The organism is Nostoc sp. CALU 546 (assembly GCF_048836525.1).
Genome location: NZ_JAWJTF010000046.1, coordinates 37,683 through 59,672 on the forward strand (window position 1 = coordinate 37,683; position 21,990 = coordinate 59,672).

A 21,990-nucleotide genomic window follows, 5' to 3' on the forward strand; every position below is an offset into this window, starting at 1 on the left:
ATCAAAAACGGCCGACTGGTCGTCATTCCGGGTGGCCCCCATGCTATCAACTGGACACACGCCGATCAGGTGAATCCTGTCTTGCTTGACTTCCTCAAGAAAAACTAATCCAAAACTGGTTCAGATCCAGAGGTGGGAGGAAAAACCTTTTCCCTAAACGGTAACTACCTTACCAAATCATGCTGACTTGCGAAGTTGGGGAGAACTTACCGACGCTGAGTGGTATCGAAATCCTGTCACTGTTTATTCTAAATCAAGGAGAGTTGTCACAGATGGAATCTATGAAAGCAGCCGTATTAACTGCGTTTGGTGATGCTGATAAGTTTGAGATTCAAACGGTTCCCATACCAACACTGAAGGTGAATCAGGTGTTAGTCAGAGTTTGTGCAACCTCGATTAACCCGGTCGATTATCAAACTCGTCGTGGTGATTACAAGGAACTGGTTCAATTACCCGCTATCCTTGGAGTCGATGTTTCAGGGGTGATTGAGGCAATTGGCGAAGCTGTGACTGATTTTAAGGTGGGAGACAACGTGTACTACTCGCCGCAAATTTTTGGAGAATTCGGTAGCTACGCTCAGTATCATGTGGCTGATGCAGCGATTGTTGCATTCAAGCCTGCAAATCTATCGCACATTGAAGCAGCTTCTTTTCCGCTTGCAGGCGGAACAGCTTGGGATTGTCTAGTGACTAGAGGCAACCTACAAGTTGGTGAAACAGTTCTCATCCATGCGGGTGCGGGTGGAGTGGGTTCGATCGCAGTTCAACTCGCCAAAGCGATAGGGGCATACGTTTTTGCGACGTGTAGTTCTAGAAACCGAGATTTCGTGACAGAACTGGGCGCAGATCGGGTGATTGATTACAAAAATGAAGATTACGTAGAAGTCATTCGTCAAGAAACAAATGGACTGGGTGTGGATTTAGTTCTAGATACGATCGGCAAAGAAACAATTCAGCGTAGTCTAGAAATCATTCGTCCCTTTGGTAGACTTACAAGCATTGTAGACATTGCAATACCGCAATCGCTTCTTGAAGCATGGGGTAAGAATTTGACGATTCATTTTGTTTTTTCACCCCAGTACCGAGCAAAATTAGAGGCTTTGACAAAACTCATCGAGCGTCATCAGCTTCGCCCAGTGATTGATTCAGTATTTTCTTGGGATCAGGTCGTTCTGGCACATCAGCGTCTAGAGCAGGGAGGAACACGGGGCAAAATTGTACTGAAGTTTACAGAAAATTAGACCAGCTTTACGGCGTTGGTAATTGCTAAACGGATCGGAGTTTGATTGTGTGCTGAAGGTCAATATTGATTGGGACAGGTCAATTCCCTGTTACTGGACTTTCTTCAGCAGGAATAATCAGCGATCTGCTTCATTTTTGGCTTGCGAAAAAACTCTGTAATTCATCAGTTGAGTCAGGCTCACACGCTAGAGTGTGTCTGCAAAGTAAATATTGAATGGGAACTTATAGCTATGTCTGAAAATCCAAAAATCGGCCTAGAAGGACTGCTTCGTCCAGAAGATAGCATCCTGATACTTATTGACCACCAGCCTTATCAGTTTGCCAACTTGAACAGCCATGAACCTACGATAATCATTAACAATGTTATTGGTCTTGCCAAATCGGCAAAGTTGTTTAACGTACCCACAATCCTGACCACAGTCATTGAAGAGAGAGGGGGTTACATCATCAAGGGACTACAGGATGTTTTTCCCGATCAAAAACCGATCAACCGCACTTTCATCAATACTTGGGAAGATCCAAACGTTACAGATGTAGTGAAGAAAAGTGGCCGCAAACAACTTATACTTGCTGCGCTTTACACCGAAATCTGTCTCGCAATGCCAGCAATCCAGGCGCTGGGTGAGGGTTACGAAGTATTCATCGTTACCGATGCTTCGGGCGGTGTTACTGCGGAAGCTCATGACATGGCGGTTCGCCGGATGGTTCAGGCTGGTGCAGTTCCAATCAACTGGATGGCTGTACTTGCTGAATGGCAGCGTGACTGGGCACGCACAGAAACATCTGCGGGTGTATCAGATATTACTCTTGAGCATGGCGGTGCTAGTGCGGTTGCCCTTGCCTGGGAACTTCAGCTCCTTGCAACAACCCCTCCAGTGACATCAGGTGGACATTAATACTTGAGGTTTTCTCTACGGAAGCAACAAGTAAAATAGGAGACAGCATTTTGAAAAAGATAAAATACTGTCTCCGTCTCAAGCGTTAGTGATTCATCTGTTGCGCCACTATTCTTAGGTCGTACAAATTATCATGCCTGAGAATAGAAGCTTAACTTACAGCTAATTGCAGCAGGCGATCGATTACATTCATGCTCATCTGAATTGTGATTTATCCTTAGCCGAACTAGCAAGTGTAGTTAACATCAGCCCGACTTACTTTGCAAGTTTGTTTAAGCGAACGATGGGGATTTCGTCCCATTAGTACATGATTCAACGGCGCGTGGAACAGGCAAATTTCTACTCCAAAATTCACAGATTCTGAACTTGCTCCGATTGTGTAATTGCAAACCTAAACGTATGCTGATCCAAAAACTAAACGACTGTGAAGAAATTATCGCTGGAGATGGAACTGTTCTGCGCGAACTGCTTCATCCTGACAAACAAGACATCAACTTGCGTTACAGTTTGGCGTATGCGATCTTGCCTGTTGGCAAAACTTCGATTCCCCATACTCTAAAGACTTCTGAGGTTTATTACATCATTAGCGGTGTTGGCGAAATGTCGATCGACAGTGAAGTTCGTCGCGTTGAACCAGGCGATGCGGTTTACATTCCTCCAAATGCAATCCAGTTCCTTCACAACTACGGCAACGAACCCATTGTTTTCGTTTGTCTAGTTGATCCAGCTTGGCGCAAAGAAGACGAAACGATTTATGCACCAGTCTGATTCATGCAAATCTCACTGTTAGGGGATTCAAAGTTAGGGAATTCAAATTCGCGTTACTGTTGTCTTCTACCAGGGATACCAAAAAACTATGACCTGCGAACATCTCAACAATCTAACTGTGGAAAACCTGATTTCTAAAGCAGCCTATCCCATATTTCGTTGTGAAGAGTGCATTAAAATAAATAGCCGTTGGGTACACCTCCGGATTTGCCAAACCTGTGGCAAAATGCTGTGCTGCGATTCTTCTAAGCATCAACATGCTCGTCGTCATTATGAAGCAACCAATCATGCAGTGGTTAGTTCGGCTGAATTGGGGGAGCAGTGGTTATGGTGTTTTGCAGATGAACAGGGAAAAGACTATTGATAGCGATTCTGATTTCATCTAGATTTCCTTCTCATTTCTTCAACATGTTCTCCTCATGTGGGTGATTTTCATGGCTGTTTCTAATCAAAGTACTTCCATTGACATCGTTTGGCCCAGTTTGCCCTTAGCAGCTTGGCAGGATACCTATGCAACTCTCCATCTATGGACGCAAATCATCGGTAAAATCCGGTTGGCACTGGCACCTAAACTCAATCACTGGTGGCAATCTACTCTTTATGTCACACCGCGTGGACTAACAACCGCTTCAATCCCTTGCGGAACTCGTAACTTTCAAATTAGCTTTGATTTTCTCGACCATCAACTACAAATCGACACTAGCGACGGCATCGCTAAAAGAATTGCACTGGCTCCTCGCTCTGTTGCAGATTTTTACCAAATGGTGCTAACTACATTGAGCAACATCGGCATCGAAGTCCGAATCTGGACGATGCCGCAAGAAGTGTCAGAACCAATCCCGTTCGATCAGGACTATCAACACGCAGCTTATGATCCGGAATATGCACAACGGTTCTGGCGAATTCTTGTGCAAGTCGATCGGGTCATGACCTTATTCCGTTCCCAGTTTATTGGTAAATCCAGCCCTGTACATTTTTTTTGGGGCAGCTTTGATCTTGCTGTGACTCGTTTCTCTGGTCGTCGTGCGCCAGAACACCCAGGGGGAGTTCCGAATATGGCAGATTGGGTCACACGAGAAGCCTATTCACACGAAGTCAGTAGCTGTGGTTTTTGGCCAGGGGGTGGGTCAGTGGTGGAGCCTGTTTTTTACGCTTATGCTTACCCTACGCCGGAAGGGTTCCATGATTACCCGATCCAACCCACAGAAGCTTTTTACAGCTCAGAGATGCAAGAGTTTATCCTACCCTATGAAGCCGTGAGACAAACTGATGATCCAGATGCAATGCTCCTTGCTTTTTTCCAAAGCACCTATGAAGCAGCAGCCAATTTAGGATATTGGGATCGAGTAGCCTTGGAGCGTTCCCCAACTGTGTAAGGCTAACAAATTGCAAATTGCTGAAGCAGACAAGGAGCATACCCAAAAATGGTTAAAGGTAGGTTAGAAGCATTCAGTGATGGGGTAATTGCTATTATCATCACCATTATGGTACTGGAGTTGAAAATACCTCATGAGTCAGATTTAGCTGCGCTACGTCTGCTGATTCCAACCTTTCTAAGCTATGTGTTGAGTTTCGTGCATATTGGTATCTACTGGAACAATCACCATCACCTGTTTCAAGCAGTCCGACAAGTGAATGGTTCAACTTGTCACTATATCCAAAAGATTTCAGGGTCTAGAAGCATAACCGAGTATTTTAATGTCTGAAACCCTTATTGTTGCGTTGCTGGATTGTCAGTAAGTCCTAACATTGGAAGCATAAGTTGTGCTTTTCTGCCAAGTTATCGTTCCAGTGACATGCATACAGGGAGATAGTTTGTGTCACTATACCCAAAAGATTTCTGGGTCTGGAAGCATAACCGAGTATTTCAATGTCTGAAACCATTATTGTTGCGTTACTGGATTGTCAGTAAGTCCTAACATTGGAAGGATAACTTGTCTTTTGACTCAAAATGGAAGCATAAAGCTATCCGCGAGTCCCAAAAAGGAAGTATCGTTTAAACCTAATAAAAACGTTGGTTCAACACTAGTTCTATTTTCTACATCCTCGCTGGGCTTAAGTTTGGGGCTTAGAACCATAATTTGTCCTTTTGGCGATTGGAAGCATAAGCCGTCCTTTTCTGCCAAGTTATCTTTCCAGTGACACCTTTATGTGATTTTTTGGATATTTTTGGAAGGTAAAGTTGGACAACCATTTTTGGAAGGTAAAGGTGGACAATTTGTCCAAAATCTTCTTCAAGTCACAGTTGCCTGTGGCGCTTTACAGCACTTCCGTCTGTTATGAGGTACACTAGATTAAAATATAAATACTTTTAAATGAAGTCATACTCTGTCGAGCTTCGAGAAAAAATAGTTGCGGCACATCTTCAGAAAAACATCTCAATCAGGAAAGTAGCTAATATATTTTCCGTCTCAAAGAGTTTAGTCCAAAAGCTTGTAAAACAACAAAAATTTGAAGGAAATTTACAATCCAAGCCGCGAGGAAAGCCACAATTTAGTCATCTAACAAATGCTGACATAGAGTTGACAGAATTAGTTGCATCACATCCAGATGCAACATTGATAGAATTGTGTGAATTATTTGCAGACAAGACTGGCAATTTCGTAGGTCGAAGTGCAATGTGTCGTGCGTTACAGAAATTAGGATTAAATCGTAAAAAAAAACAAAGCGGAGTACCCAAGCAGGCACGGAGAGAGTCCTGAATTTAAGATTAGATTTTTGGGAAAAGGTCAAACATATAGAGCCAGAAAATTTAGTATTTTTGGACGAAACTGGCGTTCTACTTGGTTTAATAAGGACTCATGCCCGTTCACAAATTGGAACAAGAGCTTACTCTCTTAACCCCTTCTATCGGGGATCAAAAGTTACAGTAATTGGAGCAATTAGTATTAAAAAAGTAGTCGCATTAATGACAATGAATAATTCAATGGATGGCGTTGCTTTTGAAGTATTTATTGAGAAGTTTTTAGTGCCAGAGTTATGGTCAGGAGCGGTGGACGTAAATTGATAATTTATCCGCGCATAAACTCGATTCAATTGTGCCAATGATTGAAGCTGTCGGCGCTTCAGTTCTTTGTTTATCCCCATATTCTCCCGATTTTAATCCAATTGAATTATGGTGGTCACAACTCAAATCTTTCTTACGCAGTTTTGCTCCAACTACAACAGAAATGGTTGATAAACTTATATCAGTTGCACTCGACTTAATAAATCCTCAACATTTAAGAAACTGGTTTGCTAATTGCTGCTACTGTACCTCATAACAGCCGGAAATGCTGTATGGTGTGGTTCTATTGCTGGCTGCGATCGCCTACTTCACTCTGACCCGCACACTTATTTTTCACCACGGTCAAGGTTCCACACTTGCGAACGCTCTGGGTCGGGATTTTAAAGGCAAGTTATCGGTATTGATTTATGCAGTTACCATTCCACTTGCTTTTGCAACCCCTTGGCTTGCATATGCATTATACGTTCTGGTTGCAGTCCTGTGGCTCATTCCCGATCGCCGTATTGAAAAGACGTTGAACTCATAAATGGTATTTGCTGGCACGGGCTGAATTTTCAGCACAAGAATGAAAGGAATTGATCGATATGAAAATTTTTTCTGATCACCCGCAAGAACGAAATCTGGACGAAGTGTTCGAGTCTGATCAATCGCGGTCAGACCTTCCTCGTAGGCGATGGCGATCGCTCTGGATCACCTCTAGTATCCTCGTCACAGGTGCGATCGCCATCGGCATCGTCACTGCGGCTTTCCAGTTTGGGCTGCCCTGGTGGATGCAGGCAGGAGACCACAATCATGTGTACGAAAGCGATATCGGTTCTCTGCGTTACCAGGTTCACCTTCCGCCTCAGTTTGATGGCACAATCAAACTGCCAGTGATCATGGCGATTCACGGCTGCGGAATGACGGGTTACGGATGGAACTCAATGAAGTCCACAACGCAGTTCAACCGCTTGGCTGACAGCGAAGGCTTCATCGTTGTCTACCCGACACAACGGATGTTTCGCAACATGATCAATTGCTGGAACTCGACTGACCCACGAGAGCAGCACCGCTACAGCGGAGAACCGGCGCTTCTCGCTGGCGTTGCCCAACAGGTGGTCGAGGCGTACAATGCAGATCCAGCACAAGTACATATCGCCGGTGCCTCGTCGGGTGCGGGTGCTGCCGTTATTCTCGCCGTGACCTACCCCGATGTCTTCGCAACGGTGACATCGGTTGCAGGGGGCGAGTACGGACTGAACCAGGTGGACCCGGACAACCCTAATTCCACGCCACCAGACTACACTGCACGTCAGGCGTGGTCGCAGATGGGCGATCGGGCGCGGCAGGTGCCACTACTCGTCATCCAAGGTGAGGAGGATGCCGTCGTTCCGCCCCTCGTTGCCACTCGGCTGGTTGCACACTGGACTGCGGTAAGTGATTTTGTTGATGACGATCTGCTTAACGACAGCCTGAACCTACTCGAAAAGACGACAATGGTGCCTTCAGAACAGGGCAAGCATTCGTACACCCACACTACCATCACTGCGCCGGACGGTTCATCTCTCATTGAGTCGTATCTCGTCCAGGATATGGGACATATCTGGCCGGGACCTGCTGGAGACGGCATTTATATCGATCATGCCGGTCCCGATGCCAGTGCCATTATCTGGAATTTTGCCAAGCGCCATCCGAAGTCGTAGTCAGTCGGAGCAACGTTTTGAAAGGAGTTCATCATCATGTCTCAAGATTCTTTTAACCACCCGCCGGACTTAGAAAAGACTGCCGCATCCTCGTCTCAACCTAACAAGGTTCCCCGTCCAGGTTTGCCCGAATGCATTGTTGGTCTTGTCGTCCTTTTCGTTGGGTTTGTGGGCGGCTCGCAACTCTCGCGGCTCGGACTCGATCCTGTGGTCTACGGACTGGTCTTCAGCGCTCTGTCTGGTATCGCTGGCATTGCAGGGTTTGCAGCCGCTGTGCTGCTACGCATTCGTTCCCTCAGACCCTTCGGCGTTCGTCGAACCTCCCGGCGGTGGCTCTTCATTGGAGTCGGAGTCGGACTGGTTGCTTTCGTCCTCAAAGGACTGGCGATTCTGGTCTGGATTCAGATTACTGGGAACACCGAAAATATTCAGGGGGTGTACGCTCAGGGTGGCAGTGGCGGGGTGCTATCTCTGGTTCTGGCTACGGTGTTTTTTGGTTTTCTCACCCCCCTTGGCGAGGAGTTGCTCTTCCGGGGTGTGATCACTACTGTTCTGCTCCGCTACAGTCGTCCGATTATCGCAGTCGTGGGCAGCACCTTGATCTTCGCGATCGCTCACGGCATTAATATTGTCTTTCCTGCGGCTGTGGTAGCGGGTCTTGCCACTGCCGAAATCTACCGCCGTAGTGGATCAGTCTGGACTGCTGTTGTCGTTCACGTCGTTTTCAACTTGCCCACAATTCCGGTGATGGTAGCTGCTGGCACGGGCTAATAGGACGGATCGGAGTTTGATTCTGTGCTGAAGGTCAATCTTGATTGAAACAGGAGAAGTAGGATGATATTGCAAGGTAAAGTGGCTTTAGTAACTGGAGGCGCATCGGGAATTGGTCGAGCTACTGCGATCGCCTTCGGTGCTGCTGGAGCCAAAGTGGTCTTCTCGGACATCCGCAGTGTAGAAGGTGAAGAAACTGCTGATTTGATTCGCGAGACTGGGGCGGAATGCTTGTTCGTGAAATCAGATGTATCAAGTGAGGCGGATGTCCGGGAATTGGTGCAGAAAGCGATCGCGACCTACGGCAGACTCGATTGTGCTTTTAACAATGCTGGCATTGATCTTGCTGTTAAACCACTGCACGAACAATCGATCGAGGATTTTGACCAGATCATGTCGATCAATGCACGAGGGCTATTTCTCTGTATGAAATACGAAATTCAGCAGATGCTAACCCAAGGTGCAGGCGCGATCGTGAACAATTCGTCCACCAATGGTCTTGTTGCGCTGCCGGGAATCTCTCCCTACGTTGCCAGCAAACACGCGGTGATGGGGCTGACACGCACTGCCGCACTTGACTATGCCAAACAGGGCATTCGGATTAATGCTGTTAATCCCGGTCCCATCGCGACTGATCTAATGGCTCGTAGCGCTGACCAGATAGGCATAACGTTCGATGATCTTGGGTCTATGGTTCCGATCGGTCGGATCGGTCAGGCAACAGAAATTGCTCAAGCGGTGGTATTTCTCTGCTCCGACGCTGCCAGCTACATCACTGGGCAACCCTTAGCGATCGATGGTGGATATACAGCGAGTTGATTGAAACAGTTCTATCTAGAACATGAAACCATAGCCCTCTACACACAAGGATATTGCGATGCGTAGACTCGTGAGTTCACCAGATGCCGTTGGCAACCTCACCTTTCAAGACACTGAAGTTCCTACTCCGAAGGCTAACGAGTGCTTGATTCGCGTCAAGGCATTTTCTATGAATCGGGGCGAACTGAAGCGATCGCAAAATGATCCACTGGGTACTCCAATTGGCTGGGATGTCGTTGGCGTTGTTGAACAAACGGCACAGGACGGTAGTGGTCCACCCACAGGGACAAAAATTGTCGCCCTCTCCATCCGCTCGGAGGGCTGGGCAGAATATGTAGCAATTTCGACTTGCTTTCTGGCTATTATTCCCCAGAGCATATCACATACCGATGCCGCCACACTGCCCGTCGCAGGGTTAACAGCACTGTATGCAGTGGAAAAGGGATCTCGTTTACTAGGAAGTCGGGTGCTGATCACAGGGGCAACAGGGGGAGTAGGACTCTTCGCCATGCAGCTTGCTCGGATGATGGGAGCCAGCGTCGTTGCCCAAATTCGTCAGCCAGCGCAAGAAGCATTTGTGCGAGATTACGGCGCGGATGAAGTGGTGGTGACCGAGACTGGGCAAGAAGCCGAGCAGTTCGTGCCTTATCGACTGATTGTCGATGGAGTAGGAGGTGAATTGGTCGGGAAGCTAACTGCGTTTTTGGCTCAAGGAGGCACCTGCGTTTGTTATGGCAGTAGCAGCGGCAACGAGATGAAGTTGTCCCTGGCAGACTTCTATTCCGAGAATGGAGGACAGCGAACGCTTTACGGGTTCACGCTGTACACCGAAGTAGATCTGGAAAGTGCTAGTTCTGGGCTGGCTCGTCTGCTGAGGTTAGTTGAGCAGGGGCGGCTCAAAACGCATGTTGATCGAGCAGTTTCGTGGCGTGAAGCAGACGTAACGTCGGCTGATTTGATCGGGCGCAGATTTTCAGGTAAGGCTGTGCTGCATGTGGACTAATTGTTGTTCATCGGCTGAGTCATGTCAGCCACCTAGGAATAGATTATCGCGGAGCTTTATTTGCAAAGAATGAAACGATTTACCTTGTTTACTTTCCTGTATCTGGCGCTGGGAGTTTGTCTGAGTGCGATCGCGCTTGGATACCCAAACCTGCCTTCGGGTCTTCAAACAAGCTTGTTCATTAGTGCAGGAGCGTCCTACATCGCTTGTATTCTCAGTACCTTTCCATTTTGGCGTGAGACAGCGATCCGCTTCTATCGCAGGCGGAATTCAGCGGTAATTCTACCCTGGTTGGTGATTGGATTCAATATTGTTTGGATGCTCTGGGAAGTTCAGAGTCAGAACTGGGCAATGGAAGCCATTTTACAAGCGTTTTCGCGGCTATTAGTTGTCTTACTGTTTGCAGAAATCATTGTGATTACATGGCAAGTGAATTCTGAACATTAGGGTCTGAATCGGATGATGCCGAAACAAACTCGTTTCAGCAACGCGAGATAGAGTCAAACGTACTACATGAGGAACACCATGAATAAGCCCAAGTTTTTTGTTACCCCTGGTTATGGGGAATATCTGTTAAATCAATTGCATTACTCGCAAGCGGTAAAAATTGACAATCGAGTGGAGATATCAGGGCAAGGCGGCTGGGATGACAATCTGCAAATTACCGAATCGCTTGCAGACGAGATTGCTCAGGCGTTCCGGAACGTCGAGCGAACCTTGGCGACGGCTGGTGCGGGTTGGGAGCATGTGGTTCACGTTAATTCTTACCATGTTGGCGGGTTCCCCCCGGAGGTTAACGAAGTGATGTCCAAGCTATTTCGTCATTATATGCCCAACCACGCTCCAATCTGGACACAGGTAGGAGTCGCGGCGCTTGGACTACCCACGATGCGGATTGAAATTCGCGTGACTGCAATTGTTCCGTGAGTTTTGCAAGCGTTAATAACACAATTTATGCTGCTCGAAAACTGGTCTATCACTTAAAAGGAGAACTCAAGAGTGTGAATTCACAAACAGATCAAACCACCACTAATGCTGACGAGTCGGCAATCCGTGCTTTCCTTCACCAGATGATTGATGCTTGGAATCGAGGTAGCGGGGAAGGCTTTGCTGCCCCGTTCAGCAAAACTGCCGATTTCCTCACGTTCGAGGGCACACATCTCAAGGGTCGAAAAGAAATCGCTGCATTTCATCAGCAAGCGTTCGACACAGTTATCAAAGGAACACGCTTGGAGGGTGAGGTAAATTTTGTCCGCTTCGTGAACTCGCAACTCGCGCTCATGCACGTAGTTATCAGAGTAATACTGCCCGGACAAACTGAAACTTCACCGTCACGAGATTCGCTGCCGCTATACGTCGTAACGAAATGCGACGAAGGTTGGCAGATCGAAGGGTTGCTCAATACCCGGAAGTTAACGCTAGAACGTCAATTATTCTTAGACGACTTTGACTCCCTGAGTGCAGAGGCTCAACGTCAAGTAACCGACCTTGTTGCAGGTCTCAAAGCGAGTGGAGTAATCACTCCGACGCAAATTGATGCGAAATAAAACCAATCTCCATCAGGAGGACAATCATGAAACCTCAACTCATTTTCGGAGTACTAACGATCGCAACAGGATTGCTCGGAGGTTCATTCACTCATCCCGCGATAGCGTTCGCGGAGCGTCTCGTAGAGAAGCGCTGCTGCGTTCGCCCTTGGCTTCTCCCAAGGGGAGACGCGCAGAATATCTCACACAGCATTCCTCCACAACAAACCTCCCCCATTCTAATCGCCACTGCCTACACTGATTTAACCTTACCTACCTTACGCCAAGGCGATCGCGGCAGAAACGTGCAATTGTTACAGCGCATCCTTCAAGACAATGGCTTTTTAGGAGCCGCAGGTGTGAGGTTAGGCAATCCAAGAGGGGCGATCGTCGATGGCATCTTTGGTGCGGTCACAACGTCTGCGATACGCGATCTCCAGCGACGATACAGAATCCCAGTTACAGGGCGAGTCAATCCAACCACCTGGGAAGTCCTGGATATGCACGAAAACCCCTATCGATCCCCGCTTCCCTGGAAACAACAGAACATTACACAACCATAAGCCACAGAAGATTTCTAATGAACCGAAAGATTCTTTCAACCAAAATCACAACTACAACCACAATCGCAATCACAATTCTGTTCGGCGTACTCCTACTGTTCAATTTTCCATCCCTGGCTCAAGTCAGTTCACAAGTGATTCCCAGAATCGAAGTGATCGAAGGTTCTGAAGGGATTCCACCCAGCTACCGTTTGGTCATCAGCCTGTCGCAGGACAATGTTTATGTCTTCTGTCCGACTGACTTCGAGCCACAGTTGAACTATCTGCGAAATGTGAAGGCGATTCAATGTAAGCCGTTTACCAGTCCCTAGAAGTAAACCAGTGAGGGGCAACAGCATAACAACTCACACCACCTTGTTGCTTTGAACAGAGGAGAGATTAAGATGTCAGAGAACAATAAAGCAATTTTAGAAGCGGCAAACGCGGCGATCGCGATCGCCAACATTCGCGGCGGCTCCGAATATGGCAAGGCATGGCACGAAGGCGGTATCAGCCTCGCCAAGACGCTCGGCGCGAGCCTGCTGACCGTCGAGGGCGAACAGCACGGTGTAGCCCTCACCGCCGACAATGCGTGTGTCAACGATATCGTCGCCGACTACCTCATCGGTCTCAAAATCCCCGCAGACGGCGTTCGCTGCGTCCTTTAGGCGCGTTGGGACACTGAGTCCATCTCGCAACAGCTTACGCCATAAGCTATTTAGAGCATTCTGCAATTCCTCATTCCCAATAACTCAAATTAGGATCAATAACTCATGTCTACATTCAAGTACAACCGGTTAGACAAAAATAATGCTGCGGTGCTGCTGGTCGATCACCAAACTGGACTGTTCTCACTTGTGCGTGATATTGGTGCAGCCGACTTCAAAAATAATGTGTTAGCACTGGCAAGTGCAGCCAAGTTTTTTAACCTGCCTACAGTTTTGACAACTAGCTTTGAGGATGGCCCCAATGGTGTCATCATCCCTGAACTGAAAGAGAAGTTTCCCGATGCTCCCTTTATTCCCCGCCCCGGACAGATCAATGCTTGGGACAACGAGGACTTTGTGAAAGCAGTAGAAGCCACAGGCAAAAAGCAATTAATCATTGCCGGGATTGTCACCGATGTATGTGTTACTTTTTGTGCGCTTTCGGCATTGGAGGCAGGTTATGACGTTTTTGTTGTCACCGATGCCTCTGGAACCTTTGATGAAGCCTGTCGCTATGCAGCTTGGGATCGAATGTCTCGTGCTGGAGTTCAATTGGTCAATTGGTTTAGCGTTGTGGGTGAATTGCACCGTGACTGGCGTAACGATATTGAAGGGCTAGGTAGTCTTTTAGCAGGGTTTATTCCTGACTACAAAAACCTGATGACTAGCTATGCAGCAAACTCAAGTGCTGGATCTCCCAGTAAATAATGAGAAAGTGTCTATTTTAGCTCGTGTGTAACTGAGTTGGTATTGTCATCGCTAGGTTATCAACTTTACTTGAAACATAGCGGTGACAACTACTTCTTGGTAAAAAATTGCCGAACAATCTGGTGTCTCTAAGGTGGTTGTTCTCAATGAAACTTTTTTCTCAATTAATTCTCTCGTCATCTCTGATCTTTGGAGTATGCCTTACTCAGCAATGCCTTTCTAGGTCTGCTACTGCCGAAGATACGTTGCCCGAGCAAGTCACATCTGTGAATCAGCTTACTGATGTGCAGCCTACAGATTGGGCATTTCAAGCATTGCAAGCCTTAGTCGATCGCTACGACTGCATTGTTGGTTATCCCGATCAAACATTTCAGGGCAATCGCTCAATCACTCGTTATGAGTTTGCTGTCGGGTTGAATGCTTGTCTCGATCGGCTCAATCAGCTACTAGAAAGTGCGACAGCAGATTTGATTAAGAAGGAAGATTTACAAACTTTGCAAAGACTTCAGCAGGAATTTGCAGCAGAACTCTCAATATTGCGTGGACGGGTAGATTCTTTAGCAGCCCGCACAGATCAATTCGAGTCTCAGCAATTCTCGACGACGACAAAATTTACTGGAGAAGCAGTTTTTGCTGTGAGTGGTGCATTTGGTGATGAGAAAGCTGTACCAGCAGCAGAAACATCTGGCTCCAGGGGTAAAGTCGGTGATAATATCATTTTTAGTGATCGCGTGCGGTTGATATTTAACACCAGTTTTACGGGGCAAGATTTACTGAGAATTCGATTTCAGGCTGGCAATATTCCCAACTTTAGGGAAGCCACAGGCACAAATATGGCTCGCCTAAGTTTTGATAGTGATACAGGTAATCAGTTAATTCTCAATCAACTCTATTATCAATTTCCCATCGGGTCTGCTGTTAAAGTGAGTGCGATCGCTCAAGGTACGTCATTTGATGTGGTCGATACCATTAACCCTCTATTGGGTAGTGATGGCAGAGGTTCTATCTCCGCATTGGGGATTCGCAGCCCTATCTATCGTGAAGAAACAGGTGGGACAGGCATTGGTATCAGTTATAACTTCAACTCAGCCATCAATTTGGCACTGGTTTATCTTGCTAGTGAAGCCAACAACCCGACTGCGGGATCTGGATTATTTGATGGTTCCTACTCTGCCCTAGCACAACTGACATTAAAACCTACGAAATCCTTAAGTTTTGGCTTAACCTATGCTCGTTCTTTGAATGCGATCGATATCAGTACAAGTAGTACCATTACCAATGACCCCTTCAATGGAGCCAGTAAAAACATTGTTGGGAATAGCTATAGTCTTGCAGCTTCCTGGCTCAACCCTGCCTTCAGATTAGGGGGCTGGGTAGGATATCTCCAAGCATCGGCACAAGATATCCCCAATGATCCCAGCGCTGAGATCTTTTACTATGCTGTTAATTTTGGATTTCCAGATTTGGGCAAGGAAGGCAACCTATTGGGCTTTGTCTTTGGACAACCCCCCAAAGTGATCAGCAATGAGTTTGGGGTAGTAGATCGCAACACCTCATTGCATTTTGAAGCCTTATATCGATTGCAAGTGAACGATAATGTCTCAATTACTCCTGGTGCGGTCGTCATTATCAACCCCGATCACAACAGCAATAATGACACCATTTTTGTTGGCACCATTCGGACGACGTTTCAGTTTTAGGGTCTGTACAGGCAAGGTAAGAGCCGTTTTTCTTTTTTAAAGATCAAATTACCTATAACGTTATACCAATTTAATATGAAGCTGCATAGAAAAGAGCTTCTAGGATAAAATTATAAGAAGAGGCAGAAATCACCTGCTCAAAAGTAAGTTGGTCGAATAATTCTTGGATGCGATCGCGTAAAGCGTGTAAAGAAGAGAAAAGGTGATTTTTGAGAGGTTTTTTCAGGAATTGCCAAAGTCTCTCAATGGGATTGAGTTCAGGGGATGATGATGGTTGAAACAGAGGAATAATATTCTCCGGCCAACGGATCTTTGAACTGGTATGAGCAGGCGCTTGATCAATCTGTAAAATTGCATAATCCGAGCCTAATTGCACAGATAGCCAGTCTAAGAACTGTTGAAAACACTCACCATTGAGTTTTGGGTACTCATAGAGAAAATGATCTCCAGTCAATGGTTCAATTGCACCATAAATCCAAAAGTTATCTCTTGGCCATATCACCTTAACAGTGGGCTTGACTCCAGAAGCTGTAATCACTTTTCCTGTAAGAGTTTTGAGTCCAACCCTAGTTTCATCCTGGCACAGGTAGCGAACACACTTGCCGGGTGCTAAATGTTTTTCTAGACAATTAAGAATGATTCCGAGTTTTTTTTAAATTCAGATACCAATTTCTCGTCTTGGTTATGGCTTTGAGGGCGAGGCACTTTTAGTTTTGCCCCTAATCGATATCGAACCCACGCATAAACCGTTGCATACTCTATATCTTGTCCGTGTTCTTTTTTTAACCACTCAACTATTGCACCATAGCTACTAAAGCCTTTTCCTGTTTTTAACTCCTCCTCAAGTGCTGCGATCGCAGGATCATCGATTTTCCGTTTTGCTCCTGGTGCCTTTTTGATTTCTAATAAGCCTGATATCCCATCAGTTCTGTACTTCTGCAACCATCTCGTGACCGTTGAAGTATCTTTTGCCAAGCGTTTTCCGATTTCTTGCTGCTCCTTAACCTGCCCGCTTTTTATCCACCACAGCATAATAAGCTTTTCTTTCTGGTTTCCTAAATTCGCTGTTTGTAGACGTTTTTTAAGTTCTTCTTCGCTCTCTGCGATTTCAATCTTAAAAGGGCGGCTCATGGTTATTTTAATTTATCAAGTTTGTTTTCTCCATTATATGCAGCTTCATATAAAATTGGTATTAGATTCTATGTTGGATGAACCATCGGCGATTAATAGCAGTGAAGAAAATTATTTAGTCACATCTGTGATCTGTCATGTAGTGAGACCGGGGCGCGAGGAAGGTTACGAAGCATGGTTTCATGGCATTGCGGCAGATGCACGAAAATTCAAGGGGCATCTGGGTGTCAGCACTATTCGACCCCAGGATCACACCCATCCGGAGTACGTGGTCATTCTCAAGTTCGATTGCTACGACAATCTCAAGACCTGGCTAGAATCTGATGTTAGGCGGGAGTGGATTGAGCGATTGCAGCCCTTGATTCAAAAGCCGGAAGCCCTTCAAACACTGACCGGATTGGAAACTTGGTTTACTCTCTCAAACAAGCCGATGAAGTCGCCACCATCCCGCTACAAAATGATGTTAGTGACGTGGTTGGGAGTGTTCTTCACTCTTCCTCAGCTCAATCGTTTGTTAGCACCGTTGTTGTCTGGGTTGCCTGTATTGCTTAGTCAACTGATTAGCACAGGACTCGGTGTCGCCCTACTCACTTATGTGATTATGCCGCGCCTAACACAATTATTTCGCAAATGGCTATATTCCATTGCATAAAACCTCAGTAGTAAGTTGGTATCATATTAGATATCAAACCTCAACACTCGCAATATTTCCCTAACTGGATGCCTAAGCCAGAAAGTCACCTCTCTGACTCGGCTATAAAACCGTGCATGAAACTTTCTAGCGTGGCAAAACTAGCTAGAGCAAAAACTTAAACGTAGTAAATTCGTTATTATTGAAAATTTTGGTTTACCTATTTACGCTTATTTCAATCATGAAAAATCTACTCTAGCAAGTTTTACCACTCTAGAATAAACCTGTTGAAACGTTGTGCGCTTGCCTATGCTTTGAGGATTTAACCCGCAGGTGATGGTAAATGACCCTAAAGCAAGTGTAAGTTGAAAGGTTAGGAATACGTTGAGATTAAAACTCATGCTGCATCGCTTATCAAAGTATGGATTGATTTGCATCACTCAACCACATCATGCGTGGCTTTCAGGTCAATTTGCGCGAGCTTGGGGAAACTGACTTTTACAACAGACTTTTATCGATGAACGAGCCATGCGGGAGGCTTTGATAAGTGATTGTTGGGTAACTCTAAGCACTACTTTAATCCCAGGCTAACATCAATCTATTGAGTAATGATATTTAACATCAGCGTAATACAACGATTTATCTAGTGAGCAATGACGAGAAATGTATCTATCTGTATGTATACCAGGTTGGTCATTAGACCTATCCTTAATACAAAAAAATGGAATAATTAGAAGAAACTAGAAATAATTGACATTTAGTATGACAAGCCCTTTAGTGAGAATAGAGTTGCACCCACAGGAAGCAAAACGACTAATAGGAATAAATTATGAACACTTTTTAGCATTAGTAAGTTTAGCGGAAGAAAGACATAAGGAGAAACAAGCTGAAATTGAAAAAAATAAAATCCGTATTATCACTAAGGGTGGTGGACGGAAACCAGAGATGTCGTCAAAAGAAGGAATATGTCTGTGTTTAGTATATCTCAGACAAAAACCAACTTTTGAGATATTAGGTTTACTGTTTGATGTCTCCAAAACGAAAGCGAATGATGCGTTTAATTATTGGATAAAAATTTTGAGAGAAATACTGCCAGCATCGCAAATGGAAGAAGTGCAGGGAGATGAAGAGAAGTATCAAAAACTGCGTCAAATCTTACTAGATTATGAATTGATTGTAGATAGTGCAGAGCAAGCAATAGAGAGACCTTCAGACTATGAAGAACAGAAAAAATACTATTCAGGCAAGAAAAAGATGCACACACTAAAAAACCAAATTATTGTCTTGCCTAATGGTGAAGATATCGTAGATGTCACAATTGGAAAACTAGGTAAAACTAGTGATATAAATTTGTTTAGAGAAACTCATCATAAATTTTCACCCAGACAGAAATTTTTAGGTGATAAAGCTTACAAGGGAGAAGAAACGATTACCACACCACATAAAAAAACTAAAAAAACTGAAATCACTGAATTACAACAAATCCAGAATAAAGAATTATCTTCCAGAAGAATAGCCGTTGAACATCTTATATGTCGGCTCAAGACATTCAGAATTGCTAGTGAAAGGTTCGGTCTGAATAGGAACAAATACAGTCAAGTAATTAAAACTATTTGTGGATTAGTTAGATTACGACTAAATCGATTAGTTTTATTCACATAAATAATTGGTAGCTGCTCTTAAAAATGAGTTTTTTTCTTCTATCTTGGCAGCAAGTTTTGATAAAATAGCCATTTATAGTATCAAAATCCTACTTTTCTCGTGGCTTTCATGACGCGATCGCAGCTTCTATCTAATCCCTCAAAGCCTTGCCTCATAAGCATTTAGGAATTGCGGATAAGTCTATTGCCTTACCGCCAAAAATTACAATGCTTTCTTAGTTGCACATCCAAGGTATAAATGAGCCATCAAATCTGAAAAACTTTCAGGTGTGAACTGTTTTAGCTCTACATGGTCAAAATGCTGTTCTATCAATTTTTGAATATCTCGATTCAGGTGACATCCATCGGCTACGACTTTTTGAATTGGTGTGAGGCGATGCTGCCAAACCTGTACATTAGGCTTATCACTCAACCCATGTTCTACGAAAAAAAATCTACCACCCGGTTTTAGTACTCGATAAACCTCTCGGAGTGCTTGGTGTACATTTGCAATACTGCACAAAGTCCAAGTGCTGACCACACTATCAAATGTATTGTCTGGCATCGGGAGATTTTCACTTGATAGCAGGAGTTGTTCAACTATGATACCAGAGTCACTAATCCGCTTGTTTGCCAAAGCATTCATTCCAGGATTCACGTCAACTGTAGTGATTTTGTGAATACTACAAGGATAGTAAGCCAAATTTAATCCAGTTCCAAACCCAATTTCCAGAATTTCTCCTGTTACATCGGCTAGCAATTCCTGACGATATTTAGCTAAGGTCGGAAGTGACAAACTCCAGTCGAGAAGACGGGGAAAGATAACTTGCGAGTATAACCCCATAATTCTTAACCCTTGACAATTTAATTTTATGCTTAGTAGGGACGTTGAGCGAGGAAATCTGTGGAACAGTGGATTATTGTTGCTATTGCTTAGTTATCTTTTATCTCTAAACCTTGCCACAGATACCAACAGGCAATAGAACGATAGGGTTTCCACATTTGTCCTAAATCTTCTACAGTCTTTTTATTAGGAAGTTCTGCTAAACTATAAACTCTGCGAATCCCTGCACGAATACCTAAGTCATCAACAGGTAAAACATCAAGCCGATGTAAACGGAACATAAGCAGCATCTGCACCGTCCAACGCCCAACGCCTTTTATTGGTGTTAAAGCTTCGATAATTGATTCATCTTCCATTGCCTGCAATTGATCTAGGGTAGGCAATCCATCTAGAACTTTTTGGGCAAGGTCTTTCAAATACAAAACTTTGGGGCGTGAAATACCTGCTCCTCGCAAAACTTCATCTGGGGTGTTGAGGATATCTAAAGCTGTGGGGAAAGGGCTATGAGGATAAAGTTGCAAAAATTTGCTATGAATGCTCCCAGCAGCCTTGCCGGAAATTTGCTGGTAAAGAATTGACCGAGATAGGGAAAAGAGCAAGTCTCCAGTTTGTTGTACTTGATAGAGTTTGCAATCTCCAATAATTTCTATTAGCCTTGCCAAGATAGGATCTGAATGTTTGAGAGTTGTAATCGCAATTGAATAATCCATTAGTCTATCAGCTAAAACCTAAGCGTTTGCCCTCTCATTGAATCATCCATTCACAAAGACATAAAAACAATTTCCAATTATGTGAAAGTAACGGGGATTTAGCTTAAGTATCAAAACGAACTGGATGATAGAACCAGGGAAGTTAAACCCCCAGACTTTGTTAAAAAATGAAATGGTTAATGGTATTATAGTACAAGCGAACTATCAAGAGCTTTGTGGTTATTTGGGGCAATAATATTTATTAATAATTTGTAGTTTAAAAGTGAGAAATGCGCTTTGACAAATTCTAATTCCCTACTTTTATGGTAAATGCTTGAAGTCCAAAACAGAGTGCCTATTTGTGGGATGATATATGCCAAAATCACAAAAACTAGAAGAAACTTTATCTATTCTTGCCCAAATTCGACAGCATTCGACAAGTGAAGAAGGGATCATAATTTTACGCCAAGTCCTCAAGAGTAAATATTCTATAGCTGTTGCCCAAGCAGCCAAGATAGTCGGCGAATCTACTATCACTGGGTTGGTTACTGATCTTGTAGAAGCTTTTGCTCGAATGATGATCAAACCCGCACAAGTAGACCAAAATTGTCTTGCCAAAAAAGAGATAGCACAAACACTGTATCACTTAGAATACAGCGATGAAAACCTTTTTCTGCAAGGGATTCGACATATTCAGATGGAGCCAGTATGGGGAGGAGTTGAAGACACTGCTGCCCATCTTCGGGGTATATGTGCTTTAGGTCTGGTGAGAATGAACTACTCAGATGTAATGAACGAATTAGCCGATCTACTAGCTGACCCCAAACCAGAAGCAAGAACTGCTGCTGCAAAAGCGATCGCCTACACAGGAAATCCCCAAGGTGTACCTTTACTTCGTTTTAAAACCCGCATAGGTGATCAAGCACCACAGGTGATTTCAGAGTGCTTCAGTGGTTTGTTACAACTGGCTCCGGCTGATTCACTTGCAATAGTTGCTAGTTTTCTTTTTGATCCGAAGGAGCAAATCTGTGAGTTAGCAGCATTGACGTTGGGTGAATCACGATTAGAGGAAGCATTTGATCATCTCAGAAATTGCTGGCAGCAAACAAGAAACGTAGAACTTCGGCGCACATTGTTACTAGCAATTGGGATGTTGCGACAAGATAAAGCAATAGATTACCTGATTTCACTAGTGGCTCAAGGAAAAGACATTGATGCAAAAGATGCGATTGCAGCGTTGGCTATTTATCGAGAAGACCGTAAACTGTGGCAGCGAGTTGATCGAGCTAGTGAACAAAGAGCTAATCAATAAGGGCTTTAATAGCATTGAAAATGTAAGAAACTGCGAAAGCCTTAGCTGATAGCAACTACTAATCCCATGTCCGGGAGCTTTGGGACGAAAGCTTGTCAGAACTATTAAATTTTTCTGGAAGAAATGAGATGATAGAAGGGAAAACTAAACTTAAGCTTTCTATTTCTTATTCACCGATGCTTCGTTTCGTATTGATTGATCGGGAACAACGGGCATTTCTGACTCAAAGATATTGTTTTTTGGGAAGAATCGATGACTGGATTGAAATCGGCACGCTAGGTAATCTCCAGGATCTAGTAGAAAATTATGTGAAGCATTTGGGACAAGAGTCATTCTTTGAACTACATTAAAAGTTCCCTTTCCCTTTCTTCA

34 protein-coding genes are annotated in these 21,990 nt (G+C 44.6%); 28 read left to right on the top strand and 6 right to left on the bottom strand.

Annotated elements, in window-relative coordinates; translation table 11 throughout:
* Window positions 1–179: 179 nt before the first annotated feature.
* The 20 genes from RRG12_RS21765 to RRG12_RS21860 all read left to right on the top strand — a co-directional run bounded on the left by RRG12_RS21765 (window position 180) and on the right by RRG12_RS21860 (window position 12,277).
* A complete protein-coding gene (locus RRG12_RS21765; protein WP_420760674.1) occupies window positions 180–1,241 on the top strand; it encodes a zinc-dependent alcohol dehydrogenase family protein in 1,062 nt (353 codons plus the stop codon).
* A 231-nt stretch (window positions 1,242–1,472) separates the two neighbouring features.
* Window positions 1,473–2,138, top strand: coding sequence for a hydrolase (locus RRG12_RS21770; protein WP_420760675.1), 666 nt, complete (start codon window positions 1,473–1,475; stop codon window positions 2,136–2,138).
* A gap of 166 nt (window positions 2,139–2,304) precedes the next feature.
* A complete protein-coding gene (locus tag RRG12_RS21775; RefSeq protein ID WP_420760676.1) occupies window positions 2,305–2,442 on the top strand; it encodes a helix-turn-helix transcriptional regulator in 138 nt (45 codons plus the stop codon).
* Window positions 2,443–2,537: 95 nt separating this feature from the next.
* Window positions 2,538–2,906 (top strand): cupin domain-containing protein, encoded by a 369-nt coding sequence (locus tag RRG12_RS21780; RefSeq protein WP_420760677.1) that lies wholly within the window; start codon window positions 2,538–2,540, stop codon window positions 2,904–2,906.
* An 88-nt stretch (window positions 2,907–2,994) separates the two neighbouring features.
* Window positions 2,995–3,270, top strand: coding sequence for a UBP-type zinc finger domain-containing protein (locus RRG12_RS21785; RefSeq protein WP_420760678.1), 276 nt, complete (start codon window positions 2,995–2,997; stop codon window positions 3,268–3,270).
* 70 nt (window positions 3,271–3,340) lie between these two features.
* Entirely contained in the window at window positions 3,341–4,282 is a 942-nt protein-coding gene (locus tag RRG12_RS21790; RefSeq protein ID WP_420760679.1) for a DUF5996 family protein, read from the top strand.
* 48 nt (window positions 4,283–4,330) lie between these two features.
* Window positions 4,331–4,612 carry a TMEM175 family protein gene (locus tag RRG12_RS21795; protein WP_420760680.1) on the top strand — a complete coding sequence of 94 codons (282 nt, stop codon included), beginning with the start codon at window positions 4,331–4,333 and terminating at the stop codon, window positions 4,610–4,612.
* A 445-nt stretch (window positions 4,613–5,057) separates the two neighbouring features.
* Entirely contained in the window at window positions 5,058–5,189 is a 132-nt protein-coding gene (locus tag RRG12_RS21800; protein ID WP_420760681.1) for a hypothetical protein, read from the top strand.
* 32 nt (window positions 5,190–5,221) lie between these two features.
* Window positions 5,222–5,608, top strand: coding sequence for a helix-turn-helix domain-containing protein (locus tag RRG12_RS21805; protein ID WP_420760682.1), 387 nt, complete (start codon window positions 5,222–5,224; stop codon window positions 5,606–5,608).
* Between the two features lie 59 nt (window positions 5,609–5,667).
* A complete protein-coding gene (locus tag RRG12_RS21810; protein WP_420760683.1) occupies window positions 5,668–5,913 on the top strand; it encodes a transposase in 246 nt (81 codons plus the stop codon).
* The gene (locus RRG12_RS21815) at window positions 5,909–6,169 is read left to right on the top strand and encodes a transposase (protein WP_420760706.1); all 261 of its coding nucleotides are present in this window, start codon (window positions 5,909–5,911) and stop codon (window positions 6,167–6,169) included. The genes RRG12_RS21810 and RRG12_RS21815 overlap by 5 nt, the downstream gene beginning before the upstream one ends.
* Before the next feature lie 21 nt (window positions 6,170–6,190).
* Window positions 6,191–6,439 carry a hypothetical protein gene (locus RRG12_RS21820; protein WP_420760684.1) on the top strand — a complete coding sequence of 83 codons (249 nt, stop codon included), beginning with the start codon at window positions 6,191–6,193 and terminating at the stop codon, window positions 6,437–6,439.
* Between the two features lie 58 nt (window positions 6,440–6,497).
* Window positions 6,498–7,595, top strand: a complete 1,098-nt coding sequence (locus tag RRG12_RS21825) for an alpha/beta hydrolase family esterase (RefSeq protein ID WP_420760685.1) — start codon at window positions 6,498–6,500, stop codon at window positions 7,593–7,595.
* A 207-nt stretch (window positions 7,596–7,802) separates the two neighbouring features.
* Window positions 7,803–8,366 (top strand): CPBP family intramembrane glutamic endopeptidase, encoded by a 564-nt coding sequence (locus tag RRG12_RS21830; protein WP_420760686.1) that lies wholly within the window; start codon window positions 7,803–7,805, stop codon window positions 8,364–8,366.
* Between the two features lie 63 nt (window positions 8,367–8,429).
* On the top strand, window positions 8,430–9,185 hold the full coding sequence (locus tag RRG12_RS21835) for an SDR family oxidoreductase (RefSeq protein ID WP_420760687.1): 756 nt from the start codon (window positions 8,430–8,432) through the stop codon (window positions 9,183–9,185).
* 58 nt (window positions 9,186–9,243) lie between these two features.
* Window positions 9,244–10,188, top strand: a complete 945-nt coding sequence (locus RRG12_RS21840) for a zinc-binding dehydrogenase (RefSeq protein ID WP_069073566.1) — start codon at window positions 9,244–9,246, stop codon at window positions 10,186–10,188.
* 69 nt (window positions 10,189–10,257) lie between these two features.
* A complete protein-coding gene (locus RRG12_RS21845) occupies window positions 10,258–10,635 on the top strand; it encodes a hypothetical protein (protein WP_420760688.1) in 378 nt (125 codons plus the stop codon).
* Between the two features lie 66 nt (window positions 10,636–10,701).
* Window positions 10,702–11,115, top strand: coding sequence for a RidA family protein (locus tag RRG12_RS21850; protein ID WP_225226228.1), 414 nt, complete (start codon window positions 10,702–10,704; stop codon window positions 11,113–11,115).
* The gene (locus RRG12_RS21855; protein WP_420760689.1) at window positions 11,112–11,735 is read left to right on the top strand and encodes an SgcJ/EcaC family oxidoreductase; all 624 of its coding nucleotides are present in this window, start codon (window positions 11,112–11,114) and stop codon (window positions 11,733–11,735) included. The genes RRG12_RS21850 and RRG12_RS21855 overlap by 4 nt, the downstream gene beginning before the upstream one ends.
* A 26-nt stretch (window positions 11,736–11,761) precedes the next feature.
* Window positions 11,762–12,277 carry a peptidoglycan-binding domain-containing protein gene (locus tag RRG12_RS21860; RefSeq protein WP_420760690.1) on the top strand — a complete coding sequence of 172 codons (516 nt, stop codon included), beginning with the start codon at window positions 11,762–11,764 and terminating at the stop codon, window positions 12,275–12,277.
* 128 nt (window positions 12,278–12,405) lie between these two features.
* On the opposite strand, the gene RRG12_RS21865 is transcribed toward RRG12_RS21860, so the two are convergent.
* Window positions 12,406–12,615: a hypothetical protein gene (locus tag RRG12_RS21865; protein WP_420760691.1), complete on the bottom strand. Its 210-nt coding sequence runs from the start codon at window positions 12,613–12,615 to the stop codon at window positions 12,406–12,408.
* Window positions 12,616–12,660: 45 nt separating this feature from the next.
* Between RRG12_RS21865 and RRG12_RS21870 the strand changes: the two genes are divergently transcribed.
* Window positions 12,661–12,924: an alpha/beta hydrolase gene (locus RRG12_RS21870; RefSeq protein WP_420760692.1), complete on the top strand. Its 264-nt coding sequence runs from the start codon at window positions 12,661–12,663 to the stop codon at window positions 12,922–12,924.
* 105 nt (window positions 12,925–13,029) lie between these two features.
* Window positions 13,030–13,671, top strand: a complete 642-nt coding sequence (ycaC, locus tag RRG12_RS21875; protein ID WP_214438917.1) for an isochorismate family cysteine hydrolase YcaC — start codon at window positions 13,030–13,032, stop codon at window positions 13,669–13,671.
* Between the two features lie 51 nt (window positions 13,672–13,722).
* Here ycaC and RRG12_RS21880 read toward each other — a convergent pair whose 3' ends face one another.
* Window positions 13,723–13,851, bottom strand: a complete 129-nt coding sequence (locus RRG12_RS21880) for a hypothetical protein (RefSeq protein ID WP_256091117.1) — start codon at window positions 13,849–13,851, stop codon at window positions 13,723–13,725.
* 86 nt (window positions 13,852–13,937) lie between these two features.
* Here RRG12_RS21880 and RRG12_RS21885 point away from each other — a divergent pair, with 86 nt between their 5' ends.
* Entirely contained in the window at window positions 13,938–15,371 is a 1,434-nt protein-coding gene (locus tag RRG12_RS21885) for an iron uptake porin (RefSeq protein WP_420760693.1), read from the top strand.
* Between the two features lie 70 nt (window positions 15,372–15,441).
* Here the strand turns inward: RRG12_RS21885 and RRG12_RS21890 are convergent, their stop codons facing one another.
* The gene (locus tag RRG12_RS21890) at window positions 15,442–16,011 is read right to left on the bottom strand and encodes an IS630 family transposase (RefSeq protein ID WP_420760707.1); all 570 of its coding nucleotides are present in this window, start codon (window positions 16,009–16,011) and stop codon (window positions 15,442–15,444) included.
* Window positions 15,993–16,502, bottom strand: coding sequence for a helix-turn-helix domain-containing protein (locus RRG12_RS21895; protein ID WP_420758351.1), 510 nt, complete (start codon window positions 16,500–16,502; stop codon window positions 15,993–15,995). The genes RRG12_RS21890 and RRG12_RS21895 overlap by 19 nt, the downstream gene beginning before the upstream one ends.
* 37 nt (window positions 16,503–16,539) lie before the next feature.
* On the opposite strand from RRG12_RS21895, the gene RRG12_RS21900 reads away from it, so the two are divergent.
* The 3 genes from RRG12_RS21900 to RRG12_RS21910 all read left to right on the top strand — a co-directional run bounded on the left by RRG12_RS21900 (window position 16,540) and on the right by RRG12_RS21910 (window position 18,795).
* Window positions 16,540–17,154: an antibiotic biosynthesis monooxygenase gene (locus RRG12_RS21900; RefSeq protein WP_420760694.1), complete on the top strand. Its 615-nt coding sequence runs from the start codon at window positions 16,540–16,542 to the stop codon at window positions 17,152–17,154.
* Between the two features lie 378 nt (window positions 17,155–17,532).
* Window positions 17,533–17,628 (top strand): DUF3891 family protein, encoded by a 96-nt coding sequence (locus RRG12_RS21905; RefSeq protein ID WP_420760695.1) that lies wholly within the window; start codon window positions 17,533–17,535, stop codon window positions 17,626–17,628.
* A 267-nt stretch (window positions 17,629–17,895) separates the two neighbouring features.
* Window positions 17,896–18,795 (top strand): transposase, encoded by a 900-nt coding sequence (locus RRG12_RS21910; protein ID WP_420760696.1) that lies wholly within the window; start codon window positions 17,896–17,898, stop codon window positions 18,793–18,795.
* Between the two features lie 201 nt (window positions 18,796–18,996).
* Here RRG12_RS21910 and RRG12_RS21915 read toward each other — a convergent pair whose 3' ends face one another.
* Window positions 18,997–19,617 carry a class I SAM-dependent methyltransferase gene (locus RRG12_RS21915; RefSeq protein WP_420760697.1) on the bottom strand — a complete coding sequence of 207 codons (621 nt, stop codon included), beginning with the start codon at window positions 19,615–19,617 and terminating at the stop codon, window positions 18,997–18,999.
* An 89-nt stretch (window positions 19,618–19,706) separates the two neighbouring features.
* Window positions 19,707–20,327 (bottom strand): DNA-3-methyladenine glycosylase family protein, encoded by a 621-nt coding sequence (locus RRG12_RS21920; protein ID WP_420760698.1) that lies wholly within the window; start codon window positions 20,325–20,327, stop codon window positions 19,707–19,709.
* 352 nt (window positions 20,328–20,679) lie between these two features.
* On the opposite strand from RRG12_RS21920, the gene RRG12_RS21925 reads away from it, so the two are divergent.
* Together RRG12_RS21925 and RRG12_RS21930 are read left to right on the top strand one after the other, a co-directional pair.
* Entirely contained in the window at window positions 20,680–21,618 is a 939-nt protein-coding gene (locus tag RRG12_RS21925) for a HEAT repeat domain-containing protein (RefSeq protein ID WP_420760699.1), read from the top strand.
* 128 nt (window positions 21,619–21,746) lie between these two features.
* A complete protein-coding gene (locus RRG12_RS21930) occupies window positions 21,747–21,968 on the top strand; it encodes a hypothetical protein (RefSeq protein WP_420760700.1) in 222 nt (73 codons plus the stop codon).
* Window positions 21,969–21,990 lie beyond the last annotated feature (22 nt).